The organism is Mycobacterium sp. D16Q13 (genome assembly GCF_002013375.1).
GTDB lineage: Bacteria > Actinomycetota > Actinomycetes > Mycobacteriales > Mycobacteriaceae > Mycobacterium.
On sequence record NZ_MAEW01000002.1, the window covers coordinates 22,448 to 39,173 of the forward strand.

At 66.3% G+C, this 16,726-nt stretch carries 18 protein-coding genes; 2 read left to right on the top strand and 16 right to left on the bottom strand.

The window, feature by feature from the left end:
- Positions 1-3: 3 nt before the first annotated feature.
- From B4400_RS02320 to guaB, 3 genes are all read right to left on the bottom strand, one after another.
- Positions 4-1,761, bottom strand: a complete 1,758-nt coding sequence (locus B4400_RS02320) for a GMC oxidoreductase (RefSeq protein ID WP_078308619.1) — start codon at positions 1,759-1,761, stop codon at positions 4-6.
- A gap of 93 nt (positions 1,762-1,854) precedes the next feature.
- Positions 1,855-2,991, bottom strand: coding sequence for a GuaB3 family IMP dehydrogenase-related protein (locus B4400_RS02325; protein WP_078288324.1), 1,137 nt, complete (start codon positions 2,989-2,991; stop codon positions 1,855-1,857).
- Positions 2,992-3,017: 26 nt separating this feature from the next.
- Complete coding sequence (gene guaB, locus B4400_RS02330) at positions 3,018-4,553, bottom strand: IMP dehydrogenase (RefSeq protein WP_078308618.1); 1,536 nt, start codon at positions 4,551-4,553, stop codon at positions 3,018-3,020.
- A 163-nt stretch (positions 4,554-4,716) separates the two neighbouring features.
- On the opposite strand from guaB, the gene B4400_RS02335 reads away from it, so the two are divergent.
- Positions 4,717-5,121 carry a DUF5319 domain-containing protein gene (locus B4400_RS02335; protein ID WP_005056069.1) on the top strand — a complete coding sequence of 135 codons (405 nt, stop codon included), beginning with the start codon at positions 4,717-4,719 and terminating at the stop codon, positions 5,119-5,121.
- Positions 5,122-5,138: 17 nt separating this feature from the next.
- Here the strand turns inward: B4400_RS02335 and B4400_RS02340 are convergent, their stop codons facing one another.
- From B4400_RS02340 to B4400_RS02350, 3 genes are all read right to left on the bottom strand, one after another.
- On the bottom strand, positions 5,139-6,506 hold the full coding sequence (locus B4400_RS02340; RefSeq protein WP_078308979.1) for an anti-sigma-D factor RsdA: 1,368 nt from the start codon (positions 6,504-6,506) through the stop codon (positions 5,139-5,141).
- Positions 6,499-7,077, bottom strand: coding sequence for a sigma-70 family RNA polymerase sigma factor (locus B4400_RS02345; RefSeq protein WP_078288326.1), 579 nt, complete (start codon positions 7,075-7,077; stop codon positions 6,499-6,501). The genes B4400_RS02340 and B4400_RS02345 overlap by 8 nt, the downstream gene beginning before the upstream one ends.
- 89 nt (positions 7,078-7,166) lie before the next feature.
- Positions 7,167-8,000 (bottom strand): hypothetical protein, encoded by an 834-nt coding sequence (locus B4400_RS02350; protein WP_078308617.1) that lies wholly within the window; start codon positions 7,998-8,000, stop codon positions 7,167-7,169.
- A gap of 360 nt (positions 8,001-8,360) precedes the next feature.
- Between B4400_RS02350 and B4400_RS02355 the strand changes: the two genes are divergently transcribed.
- Positions 8,361-8,651 (top strand): WhiB family transcriptional regulator, encoded by a 291-nt coding sequence (locus B4400_RS02355; RefSeq protein ID WP_030096777.1) that lies wholly within the window; start codon positions 8,361-8,363, stop codon positions 8,649-8,651.
- A gap of 72 nt (positions 8,652-8,723) precedes the next feature.
- Here the strand turns inward: B4400_RS02355 and B4400_RS02360 are convergent, their stop codons facing one another.
- The 10 genes from B4400_RS02360 to alr all read right to left on the bottom strand — a co-directional run bounded on the left by B4400_RS02360 (position 8,724) and on the right by alr (position 16,694).
- Positions 8,724-9,065 (bottom strand): DUF4333 domain-containing protein, encoded by a 342-nt coding sequence (locus B4400_RS02360; protein WP_139361231.1) that lies wholly within the window; start codon positions 9,063-9,065, stop codon positions 8,724-8,726.
- Between the two features lie 81 nt (positions 9,066-9,146).
- On the bottom strand, positions 9,147-10,766 hold the full coding sequence (groL, locus tag B4400_RS02365; RefSeq protein WP_078308615.1) for a chaperonin GroEL: 1,620 nt from the start codon (positions 10,764-10,766) through the stop codon (positions 9,147-9,149).
- Between the two features lie 108 nt (positions 10,767-10,874).
- Entirely contained in the window at positions 10,875-11,174 is a 300-nt protein-coding gene (gene groES / locus B4400_RS02370) for a co-chaperone GroES (protein WP_070952100.1), read from the bottom strand.
- 183 nt (positions 11,175-11,357) lie between these two features.
- Positions 11,358-11,816: a nuclear transport factor 2 family protein gene (locus B4400_RS02375; RefSeq protein ID WP_078308614.1), complete on the bottom strand. Its 459-nt coding sequence runs from the start codon at positions 11,814-11,816 to the stop codon at positions 11,358-11,360.
- Positions 11,813-12,847 carry a tRNA (adenosine(37)-N6)-threonylcarbamoyltransferase complex transferase subunit TsaD gene (tsaD, locus tag B4400_RS02380; RefSeq protein ID WP_078308613.1) on the bottom strand — a complete coding sequence of 345 codons (1,035 nt, stop codon included), beginning with the start codon at positions 12,845-12,847 and terminating at the stop codon, positions 11,813-11,815. Before tsaD ends, B4400_RS02375 begins: the two co-directional genes overlap by 4 nt.
- 12 nt (positions 12,848-12,859) lie before the next feature.
- Positions 12,860-13,327, bottom strand: coding sequence for a ribosomal protein S18-alanine N-acetyltransferase (gene rimI / locus B4400_RS02385; protein WP_078308612.1), 468 nt, complete (start codon positions 13,325-13,327; stop codon positions 12,860-12,862).
- Positions 13,324-13,947, bottom strand: coding sequence for a tRNA (adenosine(37)-N6)-threonylcarbamoyltransferase complex dimerization subunit type 1 TsaB (gene tsaB / locus B4400_RS02390; protein WP_078308611.1), 624 nt, complete (start codon positions 13,945-13,947; stop codon positions 13,324-13,326). The genes rimI and tsaB overlap by 4 nt, the downstream gene beginning before the upstream one ends.
- A complete protein-coding gene (gene tsaE, locus B4400_RS02395) occupies positions 13,944-14,411 on the bottom strand; it encodes a tRNA (adenosine(37)-N6)-threonylcarbamoyltransferase complex ATPase subunit type 1 TsaE (protein ID WP_078308610.1) in 468 nt (155 codons plus the stop codon). Before tsaE ends, tsaB begins: the two co-directional genes overlap by 4 nt.
- Positions 14,408-15,499, bottom strand: a complete 1,092-nt coding sequence (locus tag B4400_RS02400) for an alpha/beta fold hydrolase (RefSeq protein ID WP_078308609.1) — start codon at positions 15,497-15,499, stop codon at positions 14,408-14,410. The genes tsaE and B4400_RS02400 overlap by 4 nt, the downstream gene beginning before the upstream one ends.
- Positions 15,489-16,694, bottom strand: a complete 1,206-nt coding sequence (gene alr, locus B4400_RS02405) for an alanine racemase (RefSeq protein WP_212566635.1) — start codon at positions 16,692-16,694, stop codon at positions 15,489-15,491. The genes B4400_RS02400 and alr overlap by 11 nt, the downstream gene beginning before the upstream one ends.
- Positions 16,695-16,726 lie beyond the last annotated feature (32 nt).

A 16,726-nucleotide genomic window follows, 5' to 3' on the forward strand; every position in this document is an offset into this window, starting at 1 on the left:
GGACTAGCTGACCGACCGCACCGGTTCGATCGGCAGACTCCGCAATGCGCCGGGGGCACCTGCCGGGACGACGGGGTGCGCCGGGGGCACCGCCGCCATCCGCTGATACGGCAGACCCTGCTCCGGGCGCAGGTCCAGCTCGCCCTTGTTGGGCCACAACGACGCCGCCCGCTCGGCTTGCGCGGTGATGCTCAGCGACGGGTTGACGCCCAGGTTCGCCGAGATCGCGGCACCGTCCACCACGTACATAGTCGGGTACCCGTACACCCGGTGGTACGGGTCGATGACGCCGTCCTCCGGGCTGGTTCCGATCACGGCCCCGCCCAGGAAGTGCGCGGTCAGCGGGATGTTGAACAGCTCGCCCCAGGTGCCACCCGCCACGCCATCGATCTTCGCGGCGAGTCGCCGCGTGGCCTCGTTGCCCGCGGGAATCCAGGTGGGGTTGGGTTCTCCGTGGCCCTGCTTGCTGTCCAAGCGCCGCCAGAACAGCGTCTTCTTGGTGAACGTGGTGATCGAGTTGTCCAGGTGCTGCATGACCAGCGCGATGACCGTCCGCTCGCTCCACTGCGTCACATTGAGCATGCGCAACGTACCCCGGGGGTCCGCCCGCGCGGCATCGATGAGCTGGCGCCACCGCGACTTCTCGCCATCGCCGTCGGTCATCAGGGTCTGCAGCAGGCCCATCGCGTTGGAGCCCTTGCCGTATCGCACCGGCTCGATATGCGTGTCGCTGGTCGGGTGGAACGAGGACGTGATGGCCACACCGTGGGTGAGGTCCAAATCGTCCTTGTACTCCAATCGGCCTGCACCGACGATGGATTCGGAGTTGGTACGGGTCAGCACGCCCAGGCGCTGCGACAGCTTGGGCAGCAGACCCTTGTCCTTCATCTTGAACAGCAGGTTCTGTGTGCCCCAGGTTCCGGCGGCCAGCACCACGTACTTGGCTGTGTAGGTCTTGCGCTGCTTACGCACCCAGCGCCCCGTGCTCTTGGTGGAGACCCGCCAAGTCCCGTCGGCTCCCTGCTCGACCGCGGTGACGGTGGTGAGCGGAATGACCTGGGCACCAGAGGATTCAGCCAGCCCCAGATAGTTTTTGACCAGGGTGTTCTTGGCGCCAACCCGGCAACCTGTCATGCAGGAACCACACTCGGTGCAGCCCACCCGGTCGGGTCCGGCACCACCAAAGTAGGGATCGGCCACCTTGACTCCGGGTGCCTTGGCGCCGTCTGGCCCAAAGTAGACACCCACCGGGGTGGCGACGAAGGTGTCGCCGGCACCCATGTCGTCGGCGACCTCCTTGATGAGCCGGTCCGCGTCGGTGAAGGTGGGGTTCTTCACCACGCCAAGCATCCGCTGCGCCTGCTCGTAATGCGGCGAGAGCTCGGAACGCCAGTCGGTGATGCCCTTCCACTGCGGATCGCTGAAGAAAGGCTCCGGCGGTACGTACAGCGTGTTGGCGTAGTTCAGCGAGCCACCGCCCACCCCAGCGCCCGCCAGGATCATGCAGTTACTCAGCAGATGGATCCGCTGAATCCCGAAACACTTGAACATGGGCGCCCACAGGAACTTGCGCAGATTCCAGGATGTCTCGGCGAACTCCTCGTCGGAGAACCGGCGACCGGCCTCCAGGACCCCTACGCGGTAACCCTTTTCAGTCAACCGCATGGCGGTGACGCTTCCGCCGAATCCTGATCCGACGATGAGCACGTCAAAGTCGGTATCTGCTTCAGATTTTACAGGGACTGCTACCGGTGATGACATCGTTGGCCTACCTCCGCATGGTCACGTTACCGACCAGTATGGAATACAACGAGGGGGGTTATGTAAATTAGGTCACCCTAAGTAGACACATGTCTAAGAGTTGACGGTCAACCCGACCTTCTGAAATTCCTTGAGATCGCAGTATCCGGACTTCGCCATCGAACGGCGGAGCCCACCAACGAGATTCAACGTGCCGAACGGGTCGTCGGACGGCCCGGCGAGCACCTCGCTCAGCGGCGGCCGCTCCCCGACCGCCACCTGCAGCAGTGCACCACGGGGCAGCGACGGATGTGCGGCGGCATTCGGCCAGAACCACCCGTCGCCCGCGGACTCCTGCGCGGCGGCCAGCGGTGTACCCAGTACGACGGCGTCGGCACCACAGGCGATGGACTTCGCGAGATCTCCCGACGTGTGGATGTCGCCGTCGGCCAGCACGTGCACGTACCGGCCGCCCGTCTCGTCGAGATACTCACGGCGGGCAGCGGCGGCATCGGCGATGGCGGTGGCCATCGCGACGCTGATACCCAACACCTCACCACTGGTCGTCGCACCCGCGGTCTGCCCGTACCCGACGATGACGCCGGCAGCCCCGGTCCGCATCAGGTGCAAGGCCGTGCGATGGTCGATCACGCCACCGGCGACGACGGGGATATCCAGTTCGGAGATAAAGGTTTTCAGGTTGAGCGGCTCACCGTCGCGGGCCACCCGCTCGGCCGAGACGATGGTGCCGTGAATGACCAGCAGGTCGATACCGGCGGAGATCAAATGCGGGGTGAGCAGCTGCGCGTTCTGCGGACTCACGCGCACCGCAGTCGTCACCCCGGCACCGCGCACCTCGGCGATCGCCGCCGCCAGCAGCTCGGGATCGATTGGCGCCGAATGCAATTGCTGCAGCAAGCGAATAGCGGCGGACGGCTCCGGCTCCTTCTGGGCAACCTCGACCACCTCGGCGATGCGAGCCTCGACATCGGCGTGCCGGCCCCACAGTCCCTCACCGTTGATCACGCCGAGCCCACCGGCCCGGCCGAGTTCGATCGCGAAGCGCGGCGAAACCAGTGCATCGGTCGGGTGCGCCACCACCGGAATCTCGAAACGGTAGGCATCGAGCTGCCATGCCGTCGACACGTCCTGTGAGGAACGGGTGCGACGCGACGGGACAATGTTCACATCATCGAGTTCGTAAGTACGGCGGGCGCTTCTGCCCATGCCGATTTCGACGAGGTCACGCATGTTGAGTTCCTTTGCGGTGCCGACAGTTAACGCACGTAGTAGTTCGGCGCTTCGGCCGTCATGGTGATGTCGTGCGGATGGCTCTCCTTGAGCCCCGCCGCGGTGATCTGTACGAACTGGGCGTGCTGCAACTCTTCGATGCTCGACGCCCCGGTGTACCCCATGGCAGCGCGCAGGCCGCCCGTCAATTGGTGCATGACCGTCGACAATGGACCGCGGAACGGAACCCGGCCCTCGATGCCCTCGGGCACCAGCTTGTCCTCCGACAGCACGTCGTCCTGGAAGTAGCGGTCCTTGGAGTAGCTTCGTCCGGTGTTCCCGGCCGCACCGCGGCCCTGCATGGCGCCCATGGACCCCATGCCGCGGTAGCTCTTGAACTGCTTGCCGTTGACGAAGATCAGCTCGCCGGGCGACTCCGCGGTACCAGCCAGCAGCGACCCGAGCATGGTGGTGGATGCACCCGCCGCAAGCGCTTTGGCGATATCGCCCGAGTACTGCATGCCACCGTCAGCGATCACGGGAACACCGGCAGGGTGGCAGACCGACGCAGCCTCGAGGATTGCGGTGATCTGCGGTGCGCCGACACCGGCCACCACACGAGTGGTGCAGATGGAACCGGGGCCTACGCCGACCTTCACGGCGTCAGCGCCTGCCTCGATGAGCGCCGCGGCGCCCGATCGGGTGGCGACGTTCCCGCCGACCACGTCGACGCGCTCGCCCACCTCGGCCTTGAGCTTGCCGACCATGTCCAGCACCTTACGGTTATGCGCGTGCGCCGTGTCCACGATCAGCACGTCGACACCGGCGTCCACGAGCGCCATGGCCCGCGTCCACGCATCATCGCCCACACCGACGGCCGCGCCGACCAGAAGCCGTCCGTCGCTGTCCTTGGTGGCATTGGGGTGCTGTTCGGTCTTCGCGAAATCCTTGACCGTGATGAGGCCGGTCAGGCGGCCCTCCCCGTCGACAATGGGCAGCTTCTCGATCTTGTTGCGCCGCAGCAGACCCAGCGCGGCGTCTGCGGTCACGCCCTGGCGCGCGGTGATCAGCGGCGGCTTGGTCATCACCTCGGCGACCGATTTGGACAGGTCCGCCTCGAACCGCATATCGCGGTTGGTGATGATGCCGACGAGCGAACCTGCCTTGTCGACGACCGGCAGACCCGAGATCCGGAATCGAGCGCACAGTGCGTCGACCTCGGCCAGGGTGTTGTCGGGCGAGCAGGTCACCGGGTTGGTCACCATCCCGGCCTCGGACCGCTTGACGGTCTCGACCTGGCCGGCCTGGTCCTCCAGAGAGAGGTTGCGATGCAACACCCCCATGCCTCCGGCGCGGGCCATCGCGATAGCCATCCGGGCCTCGGTCACGGTGTCCATCGCCGAGCTGACGAGCGGAACGTTCAGTCTGATCCGCTTCGTCAGCTGCGAAGACGTGTCGGCGCCGTTGGGCAGCACATCCGAGGCGGCGGGCAGCAACAGCACATCATCAAAGGTCAACCCGAGCATGGCGACCTTGTGCGGATCGTCGCCGCCGGTGTGGACGGACCCTGCCGCAATGGTCATTCAGGCCTCCATGCCAGATAGCCGTCGTATACATCCCAGGAGTGGGATGGAAAGGAGTAGATCCATCCTATCGGCTCGCCTCGGCTGCAATCTCCCGGACGTGTGCTCGGACATGCGCCACGTGAGCTGGCGCGCGAACCCGCGAACTGCGTACTCTAGGAGTGTGCGCGACCACTTTCCGCCGGGATTGCCGCCAGATCCGTTCGCCGACGATCCCCACGATCCGTCGGCCGCACTCGACGCGATCGAGCCGGGTCAGCCGCTCGATCCGCAAGAGCGGATCGCGGTCGAGGAGGATCTCGCCGACCTCGCGGTCTATGAGGCGTTGCTCGCCCATAAGGGAATTCGCGGATTGGTCGTTTGCTGTGACGAATGCCAGCAGGACCACTATCACGACTGGGACATGCTCCGCGCGAACCTGCTGCAGCTGCTCGTCGACGGAACCGTGCGACCGCACGAGCCCGCCTTCGATCCCGAGCCCGAAGCCTACGTGACCTGGGATTACTGCCGCGGGTACGCCGATGCCTCGCTCAACGAGGCGGCGACGGACCGCGACGGATTCCGCTGATTTAGCTGCTCTGGAACCTATTCGCCGGAGCTCGAACCCGCGCCGCTGCCGTGGCTCGACGATCCACCCCCGGGATTGGCCGGCGCCACCGGCACCGACGTCATCACTGGCATATGCCGTGATGGATTGTCGGAGTCAGAGCCCGCGCTCCCGCCACTGCCGGGGAAACCATGGATGTTCCCGGAGCCCGGGTTGTTGACGGGTGCCTGATAGACCGGCACCGGGTTGTCGGGGGTGCGGGTAATCGGGGACGGAGCCTGGATCGTCGTCGGCGCGGTAATGACGGGTGTGTCCACCGCTCCGCGCTGAGTGGTGACGATGGTCACCCCGTCGGGAGTGGTGGGGACGGTCACAACGGGGGCCGTCGAGGGCACCGTGGTGATGACCGTCGACCCCGCCACGGATGTGGACGGCGTGGGCACCGTCGTCGTCACCGGCGCATTGGACGCGGTCGAGGTGGCCGCCGATGTCGAACTCGGCGGCGTCGACGTGGCCGACACGGTGATCGACGTTGATGCCGAAGGGGATGTCGGCGCGGAGCTCGACGACGCAGAGCCGGAGGTGCTCGCCGATGTCGAACTTGTTGTCTCCGTCGGTGACGAGGCGGTGGTCGAAGTCTCCGTCGACGATGAGGGCGTTGACGTCGGGGTCGCGGTCGTCGTCGTAGGCGTGGATTCCGATGACATCGAAGTCACCGAGGTCGTCGTGTTGGTGGCGGTCGTAATGACCGGAGGCGACAGCATGATTCGCGGCGTCTCGGTCACCATCTCCGGCGGCACCGTCGCCACTGGGTCCTTGGCGTCGATCCTGACCTCCGCCTGCTGCACCCGGCTGGCCAGTTCGGCCTTCTGCTGAGCGTCGCCCACCTCGTTGACGCGCGCGGCGGCCACCCCGAGCTGCTGCTGTGCGCCCTCCCAATCGCCTTGGGAAATAAGCTTTTCCACCTGAGCGAGCTCAGTCTGCGCCGACAGCACCACGGGGTCGGTGCGCACCGCCGGTCCGGCACCGAACAACGAGGTACGCAGCCCGTACAACGCGTCACCGGGATGCGATTGGTACACCGCCGCACCGAATCCACCGAACAGCAATGTCACGGCGGCAGCCGAACCCACCGTGGTGGCCAGCAGCCGTGAACGGCCACCGCGATCACGTAGGGCGTTACGCGCCTGCCCGAGTGTGGGTTTCGCGGGCATTGGCTCACGCCCGACATCCTCGCGCCACGCCGCCAACATCATCGCCACGGCGTACTCGTCGGAATCGGAGGTGGCCACCGGCAGATCCGCCGCGATGGCGTCGATCATCCGGTTGGTGCGCCGCAGTGCCGCCAGGTCCTCGGGCCCCTCGTCACCCTGCCCGCGGGGGAACCATCCGCGTTCATCAGCCACGGTGATCACCCGCCCGGGTCATCTCGGCCTTGAGTCTCTGCAATGCCCGGTGCTGCGCCACGCGCACCGCGCCCGCGCTGCTGCCCACCGCGTCGGCGGTCTCCTCCGCCGACAGGCCGACGACCACTCGCAGAATCAGGATCTCGCGCTGCTTCTCGGGCAGCACCTCCAGCAGGGCCTGCATCCGTCGTGCCGACTCGGAGTTCAACGCCTCCTGCTCGGGCCCCGCGTGGCGGTCGAACTGCTCGGGAAGACTCTCGGCCGGATCGGACTTGTCACGAGCCATCGCACGATGCGCATCAGCCACCTTGTGCGCGGCGATGCCGTACACAAACGCCAGGAACGGGCGTCCCTGATCCTGATAGCGAGGCAGCGCTGCGATCACCGCGAGACACACCTCCTGCGCTACGTCGTCTGCGGAGAGACCACTTCTTTCCGCCGTTCCGACACGCGCGCGGCAATATCGCACCACGACGGGCCGGATGGCACTAAGTACCTCGGAAAGCGCGTCGCGATCGCCCTTGACGGCAGCAGCAACGACGTCGTCGAGCCCGCTCTCCGTACTTGTCATCGACTGCGCATTCCCCAGTGTTACGTGTGGTGCACCGTGGTGGTGCTGTCACCTAGGACAATAGCGTTGGACGCGGAGGGGTAACGCATTTAGTCCACCACCTCGAGGCGCCACCGGCCGCCCGCCTGGGCTATCCACGCGGCACAGTCGCGGCGAATAGCAACGAGGTCTTCACGGCTTTGCCCCACCTCCTCAGCGGCGGGCAGACTCGCCAGCATCGCCGCCAGCGCCCAGCGCAGCGGTACCAGCCCATGGGCCGTCGCGGCCTGCAGCCCTCGCGCCGCGACGGCCGCCGATTCCGCGAGATCGCCCGCACTACTGAGCGCCGCCGCAAGCACCATCTCCGTCTTGACCTGGTGTCTTACCGACGGCACGTCCTGCGCGAGCCGTTCGGCGGTGCGGGCATACCGCAACGATCGCACGCCGTCACCGGACACCATGGCCAGCTCGGCGCGCACCCAGGCCAGCCGCAGGGGCAGGCGCCATGGCCAACGAGGGTCGCCATGCGCGGATAGCCGCTGCGCCTGTTCCAGTAACGCGTGAGCAAGCGGGAATCGCCCCAGCCCCAGCGCATCCGCCGCCAACCCGACGAGCCCGTCAGAGCGAGCCTCCGCGTCCGCATGGGCCATCGCCAACGCTCGGCCATCGAACCCCCGGGCCAGCGCATGCCAGCCGAGCTGACGCAGGAGCGACGCGCGTGTGCTCAGCGCCAGCGAGGCAATCCGATCCGTGTGACCCCTCGGCACCTCCAAGGCGTTCAAGCCGGCGTGCGCGGCGGCATAGCGTCCTGCTCCCCCCAACGCCACCGCGCGCAGCCAGGCATCCTCGGGTGCCGAGGCAGACGGAAGTGGCCAGATTGCTGGATGCGGCCCAAAGGCGGCATCGGTGAGCTCGGCCGCTGTGGACGTTCGGAAAGTCACCATGGGAGCGGTCACGGTACCAATTCCCTCGAAAATGGAGTTAACAGTTGATGCAGCGGACGTTAAATCCACGTCAACGGGCGTCGTAAACGCTAACCCAACGCAGCGTTAAGGAAACGGAAAACCCACGGCCAAAACCCGCTGACCACGCGGGTGAGCGAGCGTTACGTACCAACGAAGAGCAAAGACGATGAACGTGATGTTAATTCTGGACCTAATGGCGTGATGTTGCCATGATCATCGCCTATTGACTGCATTTCGACCGCGCACCTACTTTGTGTACACCGCTTGTCATCGGCGACACGTCTGGTGCACTTCACTCACGCGCAGGTCGACTGCGCGCGCAGCGAGAGGGTTAACCACATGCCGCAGCCACAGCAATTGCCTGGGCCCAACGCAGATATTTGGGATTGGCAGATGAAAGGCCTTTGCCGAGGGGTCGATTCGTCCGTTTTCTTCCATCCCGACGGTGAACGCGGCCGTGCCCGCGCACAGCGGGAGATGAAGGCCAAGGAGATGTGCCGGGCATGCCCGGTGCTGGTGCAGTGCCGCGCACACGCGCTGGCCGTCGCCGAACCGTACGGAATATGGGGTGGACTCTCCGAGTCCGAACGCGAACTGATTCTGCGCCGCGGGATACGCCGCAGCGCCTAACACGTGCAGCATGCGTTGGGCCCCCGCAACCATCCATCAGGTTGCGGGGGCCCAACGTTTGCGGAGGCCGATCTAGGTGGTGGCGCCCGCCGGCTGATCGTCGACCTTCCAGGTGAAGGAAATCTGCGATCCCTGGACATCGGTTGCCGTGACGGTGACGCCGATCGTCTTCCCCTCACCGTCGACAACCGCACACCGCCGCGTGGCGCCCTTCTCCCCCTTCAACGGCCCGTCACACGTGGCGCCGGTGAGCGTGACCCCCGTCTTGTCCTTGATGCCATCCTTGAGCCCCTGCTCCAGCTTCGCCGTGGCGAGCTCAGGGGACGATGACCCCAGACTGAACTGCGCCTCGCAGCCCGAAAGCAACAGCCCAACGAGGATCAACCCCGTCCGTCGCGGCATGTGAGTGGCCATCGGATCAGTAAACCTCCGCACGGCACAGACGAAAACACCCCCGGTCCACACGGGCCGGGGGTGTTTTCGTAGTGCGTTGAGCTAGTGAGCGTGACCGTGGTGTCCGTGGCCGTGGTCGGCCTGCTCAGCCGGCTTCTCGACGATGCTGGTCTCCGTGGTCAGGATCATCCGGGCGGCCGATGCGGCGTTGATGACGGCCGAACGGGTCACCTTCACCGGGTCGATGACGCCATCGGCGATCAGGTCGCCGTACTCCAGCGTCGCGGCGTTGAAGCCGTGCCCGGCGTCTAGCTCGGCCACCTTGCTGACTACTACGGCCCCATCGAGGCCCGCATTGGTGGCGATCCAGAACAGGGGCGCGGACAGCGCGGCCTCGAACACGTCGACACCCTTGGCCTCATCACCCTTGAGCTCGACGCGCAAGCCGTCCAGCGCCGAACGAGCCTGCACCAGGGCGCTACCGCCGCCGGCGACGATGCCCTCCTCCACGGCCGCCTTGGCCGCCGAGACAGCGTCCTCCACGCGGTGCTTGCGCTCCTTGAGCGCGGTGTCGGTGGCAGCGCCCACCTTGATCACCGCGACGCCGCCGGCCAGCTTGGCGAGGCGCTCCTGCAGCTTCTCGCGGTCCCAGTCCGAGTCGGTGGTTTCGATCTCGGCCTTCAACTGGGCGACACGCGCCTGGATGGCGTCCTCGGTGCCGCCGCCCTCGACGATGACCGTCTCGTCCTTACTCACCACGATGCGACGGGCGGTGCCGAGCACCTCGATGCCCGCCTCGCGCAGCGACAGACCCACATCGGGGTTGACCACCTGGGCGTTGGTGACGATCGCGAGGTCCTCCAGGAACGCCTTGCGGCGGTCGCCGAAGAACGGCGCCTTGACCGCAACGGCCTTGAGGGTCTTGCGGATAGCGTTGACGACCAGGGTGGACAGCGGCTCGCCCTCGACGTCCTCGGCCACGATCAGAAGCGGCTTGCCCTCCTTGGCCACCAGCTCCAGCAGCGGCAGCAGATCGGGCAGCGAACTGATCTTGTCGCGGTGCAGCAGCACCAGCGCGTCTTCCAGGATCGCCTTCTGCTCGTCGAAGTCGGTCACGAAGTACTGCGACAGGTAGCCCTTGTCGAACTGCACACCGTCGGTGATGACCAGCTCGGTGTTGATGGTCGACGATTCCTCGACACTGACCACGCCGTCCCGGCCGACCTTGGTCATGGCCTGGCCAACCAGCTCACCGATCTCGGCATCACGCGAGGAGACCGTGGCCACCTGGGCGATGGCGTGCTCGCCGGACACCGGGGCGGCGACCGTCAGCAGCCGCTCGGACACCGCGTCCGCGGCGCGGGCGATACCGGCGCCGAGTGCGATCGGGTTGGCACCGGCGGCCACATTGCGCAGGCCGGCCTTGACCAGCGCCTGGGCCAGCACCGTGGCGGTGGTGGTGCCGTCACCGGCGACGTCATTGGTCTTGGTCGCCACCGACTTGACGAGCTGGGCGCCCAAGTTCTCGAACGGGTCCTCCAGGTCGATATCGCGGGCGATGGTGACGCCGTCGTTGGTCACGACGGGACCGCCGAATGCCTTGGCCAGCACCACGTGCCGTCCACGGGGACCGAGCGTGACCTTGACCGCGTCGGCCAGCTTGTTGACCCCGGCTTCCAGGGCGCGGCGCGCGGTCTCATTGAATTCGATCAGCTTGCTCATGTGTTCTCTCTATTCGGCTGATTCAGTACCGGACAGGAATAGGTAAAAACGCGTGCCGCCCCGGAAATCGCCTGCGGTGCAGGCCGATTCCGGGGCGGTCACACGGTGTTACTTGCTAACGACAGCCAGCACGTCGCGAGCCGACAGGATCAAGTACTCCTCGCCGTTGTACTTGATCTCGGTGCCGCCGTACTTGCTGTAGATGACGACGTCGCCTTCGGACACGTCCAGGGGGATCCGCTTGTCGCCATCCTCATCCCAGCGGCCGGGGCCAACTGCGACGACGGTGCCTTCTTGCGGCTTCTCCTTGGCGGTGTCCGGGATGACCAGACCGGAAGCGGTCGTGGTCTCGGCCTCATTGGCCTGAACGAGGATCTTGTCCTCGAGTGGCTTGATGTTCACGGCCACAGTGATCCCTTTCCCTCTCAGGGTGGCTCGGTGGGCCTGATGCCCATGAGCCTGGATTGTCAACAGATGTTTCGGCGGCCGGATGAGTGTCGCGCCGTCGTCGCGGGTGCCGACACGACGTCCAACCGATCGCCATCTAGCACTCTATACATGAGAGTGCTAGCGCTCAAGGCTGGGTTCTGGTTACCCGCTCAGAGTCTCGGGATCCATGAGCAGATGTGCCGACACATCGCCGATCATCTCGACATCCACCCGGCGCGAGCTGAAGTACCAACCCCGCTCGTCCCGGGCGAATGTGTCCCGATATCGGCCCACGACGATCGGCTGCAGCGGCAGCTGCTCGGTGGCCTGCACCACGCAAAACGTCGATCGGGCCGAGGCTGTGCCGTCGTCGGTGACCTCGACGATCGGGTTGAGCACCAGATGCCTGGTGCGCGGTGTGCCGCCGGTCTCGCGGTAGCGGCGGGTGGTGGTGAAGAAAAGTTTGGTGATGGCCGAGGCGCCGGAGACGCTCCCCTGTTCCCCGCCAAAGGAGCCGCGACCAAGGAGCTCACCGACCCCGTCGAAATCGCCCGCGTCCATCAGCTCGGCGTACCGGTACAGCAGATCGGTGATGGCAAGGCGGTCCGCGACGCTTGTCACCGCACCTGGCCCCGGACGACCGGCAGCCCCGGATCCACAGCGGCCTGTAGCGAGGACGGCTGCGCCCCCGCCGCCACCAAGTGCGCCGCGAAGGAGGCGATCATGGCGCCATTGTCGGTGCACAACCGCAACGGCGGCACACGAAGCGTCAGGCCTGCCTCGGCGCACCGCTGCTCCGCCAGCTCACGCACCCGCGAGTTGGCGGCCACACCACCGGCGATCAGCAGCGTCGTCACCCCCAGGTCTGTCGCCGCACGCACCGCCTTCATGGTCAGCACATCGGCCACCGCCTCCTGGAACCCTGCGGCCACATCCGCCGGAGAGAAATCGGGTGCTTCACGGTGTTTTTCCACGTAGCGCGCGACAGCCGTCTTGAGCCCCGAGAAACTGAAGCTATGTCTGTCGTCGCGCGGCCCCGTCATCCCGCGCGGAAACGGAACCGCCGACGAATCACCTTGCCGGGCAAGCTCGTCAAGCGCCTTGCCGCCCGGGTATCCGAGACCGAGGAGCCGGGCCACCTTGTCGTAGGCCTCACCGGCGGCATCGTCGACCGTGGCACCGAGTTCCTCGATCGGCTCGGCGAGCGACCGCACGTGCAACAGACTGGTGTGCCCTCCCGAGACCAACAGCGCCACGCATTCGGGCAGCGGCCCGTTCTCGTAGACATCGGCGGCAATGTGTCCGCCCAGATGATTGACGCCGTAGAAGGGCAGCCCCCAGGCCAGTGCCAGCCCCTTGGCCGCCGAGACCCCGACGAGGAGCGCCCCCGCCAATCCCGGCCCGATGGTCGCGGCGATCACGTCAGGCTTCTGCACCCCCGCGATATCCAACGCGCGCCGGGCAGTGGCACCGAGCGCCTCCAGATGAGCGCGGGATGCGATCTCGGGCACCACCCCACCGAAACGTGCGTGCTCGTCGACGCTGGAGGCCACCTCGTCGGCCAACAGCACCACCGACCCGTCCGGGGTCAGCTCGGCGATACCCACTCCGGTTTCATCGCAGGAGCTTTCAATGGCGAGGATGACTGTCATGGCAGCATCAGCCTATTTCACAGCACCGTGCGCAGGGCGTTTCATGGTAAAGGCGTCTGCCCCACTGCCTGGGTAGTACCGCTTGCGCACGCCGACGGTCTCGAATCCAGTGCCATGATAGAGCGCGATCGCGGCCTCGTTGTCGGTGCGCACCTCCAGGAACACTGGCCCTGGGTCCCGGTCGGCATGCGCGAGCAACGCATCCAGCAGACGCCGTCCTATCCCCTGCTTCTGATAGGCGGGATCGACGCCGATGGTGTGAATCTCGTACTCCGGTTCCTGATGTCCCAACCGGGAGATGCCGCCGTATCCCACCACCGTGTACCCGTCCCTGGCCGCCAGGTAGTAGATGTGGGTGGATGCGAGCTCCGTGCGGAATGCCGACTCCGGCCACGGGTCGTCACCTGCGAACAGAACCGCCTCGAGTTCGGCGCATCGACGAGCATCGCGCCGGCGAAGCGGCTTGAGCACGACCGTCATCGACGTGGTTCTTTGGCATCGGGGCGGCGCAGATACAGCGGAGTAAGAGCACCCGGGGGCCGGCCCCAGTCCACCGCCTGCACCAGCCTGGACGGCGACGGGTACTGACGGTCGAGCACCGGGAGGTCGAAAAGCACTGTGTGGTCCGGTGATCCGGCCACCCGGGTGAATCCCTCTGACGACACGGCTGCGGGCGCATCGACGGCCGGGCCGCTGATGCGTGTGCCGTCCCGATAACCGGCCCAGTACACCTCACGCCGGCGCGCGTCGGTGACGACGAGAACGCTGCCGCTGGTGCCGTAGCCGATGGCGTCGAGCGTGCACACCGGGTACACCGGAATATCCAGCGCCAGGCCCATGGCCGATGCGGTGGCCATGCCCACGCGCAGGCCCGTGAATGGACCCGGGCCGCAACCCACCACGATCGCGTCGAGCTCGCCCACCGATACGCCGGCGTCCACGCAGGCCGCACCGATGTTGGGCGTGAGCGCCTCGGCATGCCCCTTGGCACCCATGGTGATTCGCTCAGAAAGGGCGTCCACCGATCCATCTGGCGCGCGTCTGACAAGGCCCGCCGTGATGGCAGGGGTGGCCGTGTCCACGGCGAGTATCACGCTCATGGCTCACGGCTCCAATGCCAGGTTGCGGTGCGCTCATCGGAGTCGGCCGCGCGCTCCAGCCGGATGTCCAGATGGTGTTCCGACAGTCGCTCCGCAAGCCCCTCTCCCCATTCGACGACCACCACCGAATCGTCGAGGTCGGTATCGAGGTCCAATGAGTCGAGTTCACCGATCAGGTCGGCACTCTGATGTTCCAGCAATCGGTAGACGTCCACGTGCACCAGCGCCGGGGCCCCTGGGCGGCGCGCCTCATGAACCCGCGCGAGCACGTAGGACGGCGAGGTTACCGGGCCGTCGACATCCATGCCCTGCGCAATCCCCTTGGTCAACGCCGTCTTTCCGGCCCCGAGAGGCCCACTGAGCACCACGACATCGCCCGCGGCGAGGTCTCGTCCGATCCGCGCACCGAAATCCAGCGTGTCCTCCAGCGTCGGCAAGGCGACGCTTCCCGACTCATCGATCACAGCCCGGTCCGATCACGCAGACGCTGTTTGATCGCGGCGAAGAGTGTTGGGGTTGATCGCCTGACTAGCCGATCAATGCCGTCGTTGACGATTCCCGGATGCTCCAGCTGCACCAGATGTCCCGATTCGCGCACCAGGATCAGCTCATCGAGTCCACGTGTCCCCAATTGCGCTGCCATGGACTCCGATTGGACCTGCGGGGTCAGCATGTCCGTATCGCCGCACACCACCAGACTGGGCAGCGGCGCGATGGTTGGCAGCGCCGCGGTCTCATCGTGCTCCTCCAGTGCCCGCAGAAAATCCACGATGGTTGTGACGGGTGTCTGATGGATCATCCGCTCGCTGAACTTCACCAGCGTAGGGCTCACCCGCTGGCCGCCATACGAGGCGGCCTGCAGCACCGGACCAACGAGTGACTTGACCGCGCCGCGGCCGTGGTGGGCGGGACGCGGCGCGTAATGAACGGCCGTCCGCAGGACACGCAGTGCCGGATTGCGCAACCCCTCGCCAATCGCCGTGTGCGAAAGACCTTCGGCCGCACTGGCGATCAACCCGACACCGACAATTCTGCGGCCATACTGCCCGGGATGGCGACCGGCGTGCGCGAGGATAGTCATGCCGCCCATCGAATGCCCCACCAGAACCGCATTGCCCCGGGGCACCAACACCCGCAGCACCGTTTCGAGGTCATCGCCGAGCTGTCTGATGGTGCACGACTTCGGGGCAGGAAGACCCGAACGCCCATGTCCGCGTTGGTCATAGAAAACCATCCGAACCTGGTCGCCCCAGCGGTCGGCGAGCTCGCGGCGCTGGAAATGAAAGGACGCCATCTGCAGACAGAATCCGTGTACGAACACGACGGTCAGTGGCGCATTCGACGGGCCTACCTCGCGAACCGCGAGCGGCACACCGTCATCGGTCATCACGATGCTGCCGCGATCGGTCTCCAACAGGTCGAAGTCCTCATCGCGGTAGGGATCGTCGAACCTGCGCCGACCGATCGAGCGCGCGGTGCCCACACCGGCCACCGTGACCACGGCACCGAGCCCTGCCACGCCGGCCAGCCAGGCGTTCGACTTACTGCTCAACGGACCTGGAATCCCGGTAGGTCCGCACGACCCTGCCCCGCGGGCAGGTGACCACCTCGTAGGCGATGGTGTCGAGCAGCTGCGCCCAGTCCTGCGCGGTCGGCTCTCCGTCCACGCCCGGCCCGAAAAGTGTTGCGACATCGCCCGACTTCACCCCGGCCTCGTTGTCGCCCAGATCAACCACGAACTGGTCCATACAGACGCGTCCGATGTTGGGGTAGCGGCGCCCACCGATGGCCACCTCGAAGCGGTTGCCCAGTCCGCGGATCACTCCGTCGGCGTACCCGATGCCGACGAGCGCCGCGTTGGTGTCATGCGGAGCCGTCCATACGTGCCCGTAGGACACGCCCTCACCGGCCCGCACCGGCTTCACCGACGACACCGCACAGGTCAGGGACATCGCCGGGATCAAGCCAAACGACTCGTCACCCGGGCCGGATGTCGCCGACTGCGCGGCTCTCGGCATCGGGCTGATGCCGTACAGCGCGATACCCGCGCGCACCATGTCATATCGGGCATCGGGCCGGGTCAACATGGCCGCCGAATTCGACAGGTGCGCCACCTCGTAACGCAATCCTAGACCACGCGCCAATTCGAGTGCCTCGTTGAACCGGCCGATCTGCGTGTCGATGGTGGGATTACCGGGCTGATCGGCATATGCGAAATGAGACATGATGCCGCGCAATCGGACTGACTGCTCGGCCTGCGCCTTCGCCACGGCCTCGAAGAGGTCGCGGGTGTACTCGGCCGGTACCCCATTGCGATTGAGTCCGGTATCCACCTTGACGGTCGTGATGGCCTGACGCCCGGTCGTTCGGGCGGCCTCGAGCAGCTCATCGAGCTGCTCGAGAGAGGACACCGCGACCTCGACATCAGCCGCCAGAGCGGCGGCGTAGTCGGCGCCCGGCGCATGCAGCCAGGCAAGCAGTGGCGCGTCGATCCCGCCCGCGCGCACCCGCAGCGCCTCGCTGATGGTGGCGACACCCAGCTCGTCGGCTCCGGCGGCGAGTGCGGCACGGGCCACCTGCACCGCTCCGTGCCCATACCCATCGGCCTTGACGACCACCATGAGCCGCGCCGGACCGGCGTACTCGCGCAGCAACCGAACGTTGTGCGCGATGGCGCCGAGGTCGATGACGGCCTGGGCCGTGGTCTCCCCCCTGTTCGGCGGGAGACCGGCTGCTGTCTGCGGAATTTTTGTCACCGCCCCTATTGTCCCATCACCCC

Coding starts and splice junctions, on each gene's coding strand:
- B4400_RS02350 (WP_078308617.1), bottom strand. CDS start 8,000: ATGGTGACTTTCCGAACGTCCACAGCGGCCGAGCTCACCGATGCCGCC.
- tsaB (WP_078308611.1), bottom strand. CDS start 13,947: ATGAGCGTGATACTCGCCGTGGACACGGCCACCCCTGCCATCACGGCG.
- B4400_RS02355 (WP_030096777.1), top strand. CDS start 8,361: ATGCCGCAGCCACAGCAATTGCCTGGGCCCAACGCAGATATTTGGGAT.
- B4400_RS02325 (WP_078288324.1), bottom strand. CDS start 2,991: ATGCGTGACCTCGTCGAAATCGGCATGGGCAGAAGCGCCCGCCGTACT.
- rimI (WP_078308612.1), bottom strand. CDS start 13,327: ATGACGGTCGTGCTCAAGCCGCTTCGCCGGCGCGATGCTCGTCGATGC.
- groL (WP_078308615.1), bottom strand. CDS start 10,766: ATGAGCAAGCTGATCGAATTCAATGAGACCGCGCGCCGCGCCCTGGAA.
- B4400_RS02345 (WP_078288326.1), bottom strand. CDS start 7,077: ATGACAAGTACGGAGAGCGGGCTCGACGACGTCGTTGCTGCTGCCGTC.
- tsaD (WP_078308613.1), bottom strand. CDS start 12,847: ATGACAGTCATCCTCGCCATTGAAAGCTCCTGCGATGAAACCGGAGTG.
- guaB (WP_078308618.1), bottom strand. CDS start 4,553: ATGACCATTGCGGCAGGGTCCGTCCACACCGGCGGCGACGATCCGCAC.
- B4400_RS02320 (WP_078308619.1), bottom strand. CDS start 1,761: ATGTCATCACCGGTAGCAGTCCCTGTAAAATCTGAAGCAGATACCGAC.
- B4400_RS02360 (WP_139361231.1), bottom strand. CDS start 9,065: ATGGCCACTCACATGCCGCGACGGACGGGGTTGATCCTCGTTGGGCTG.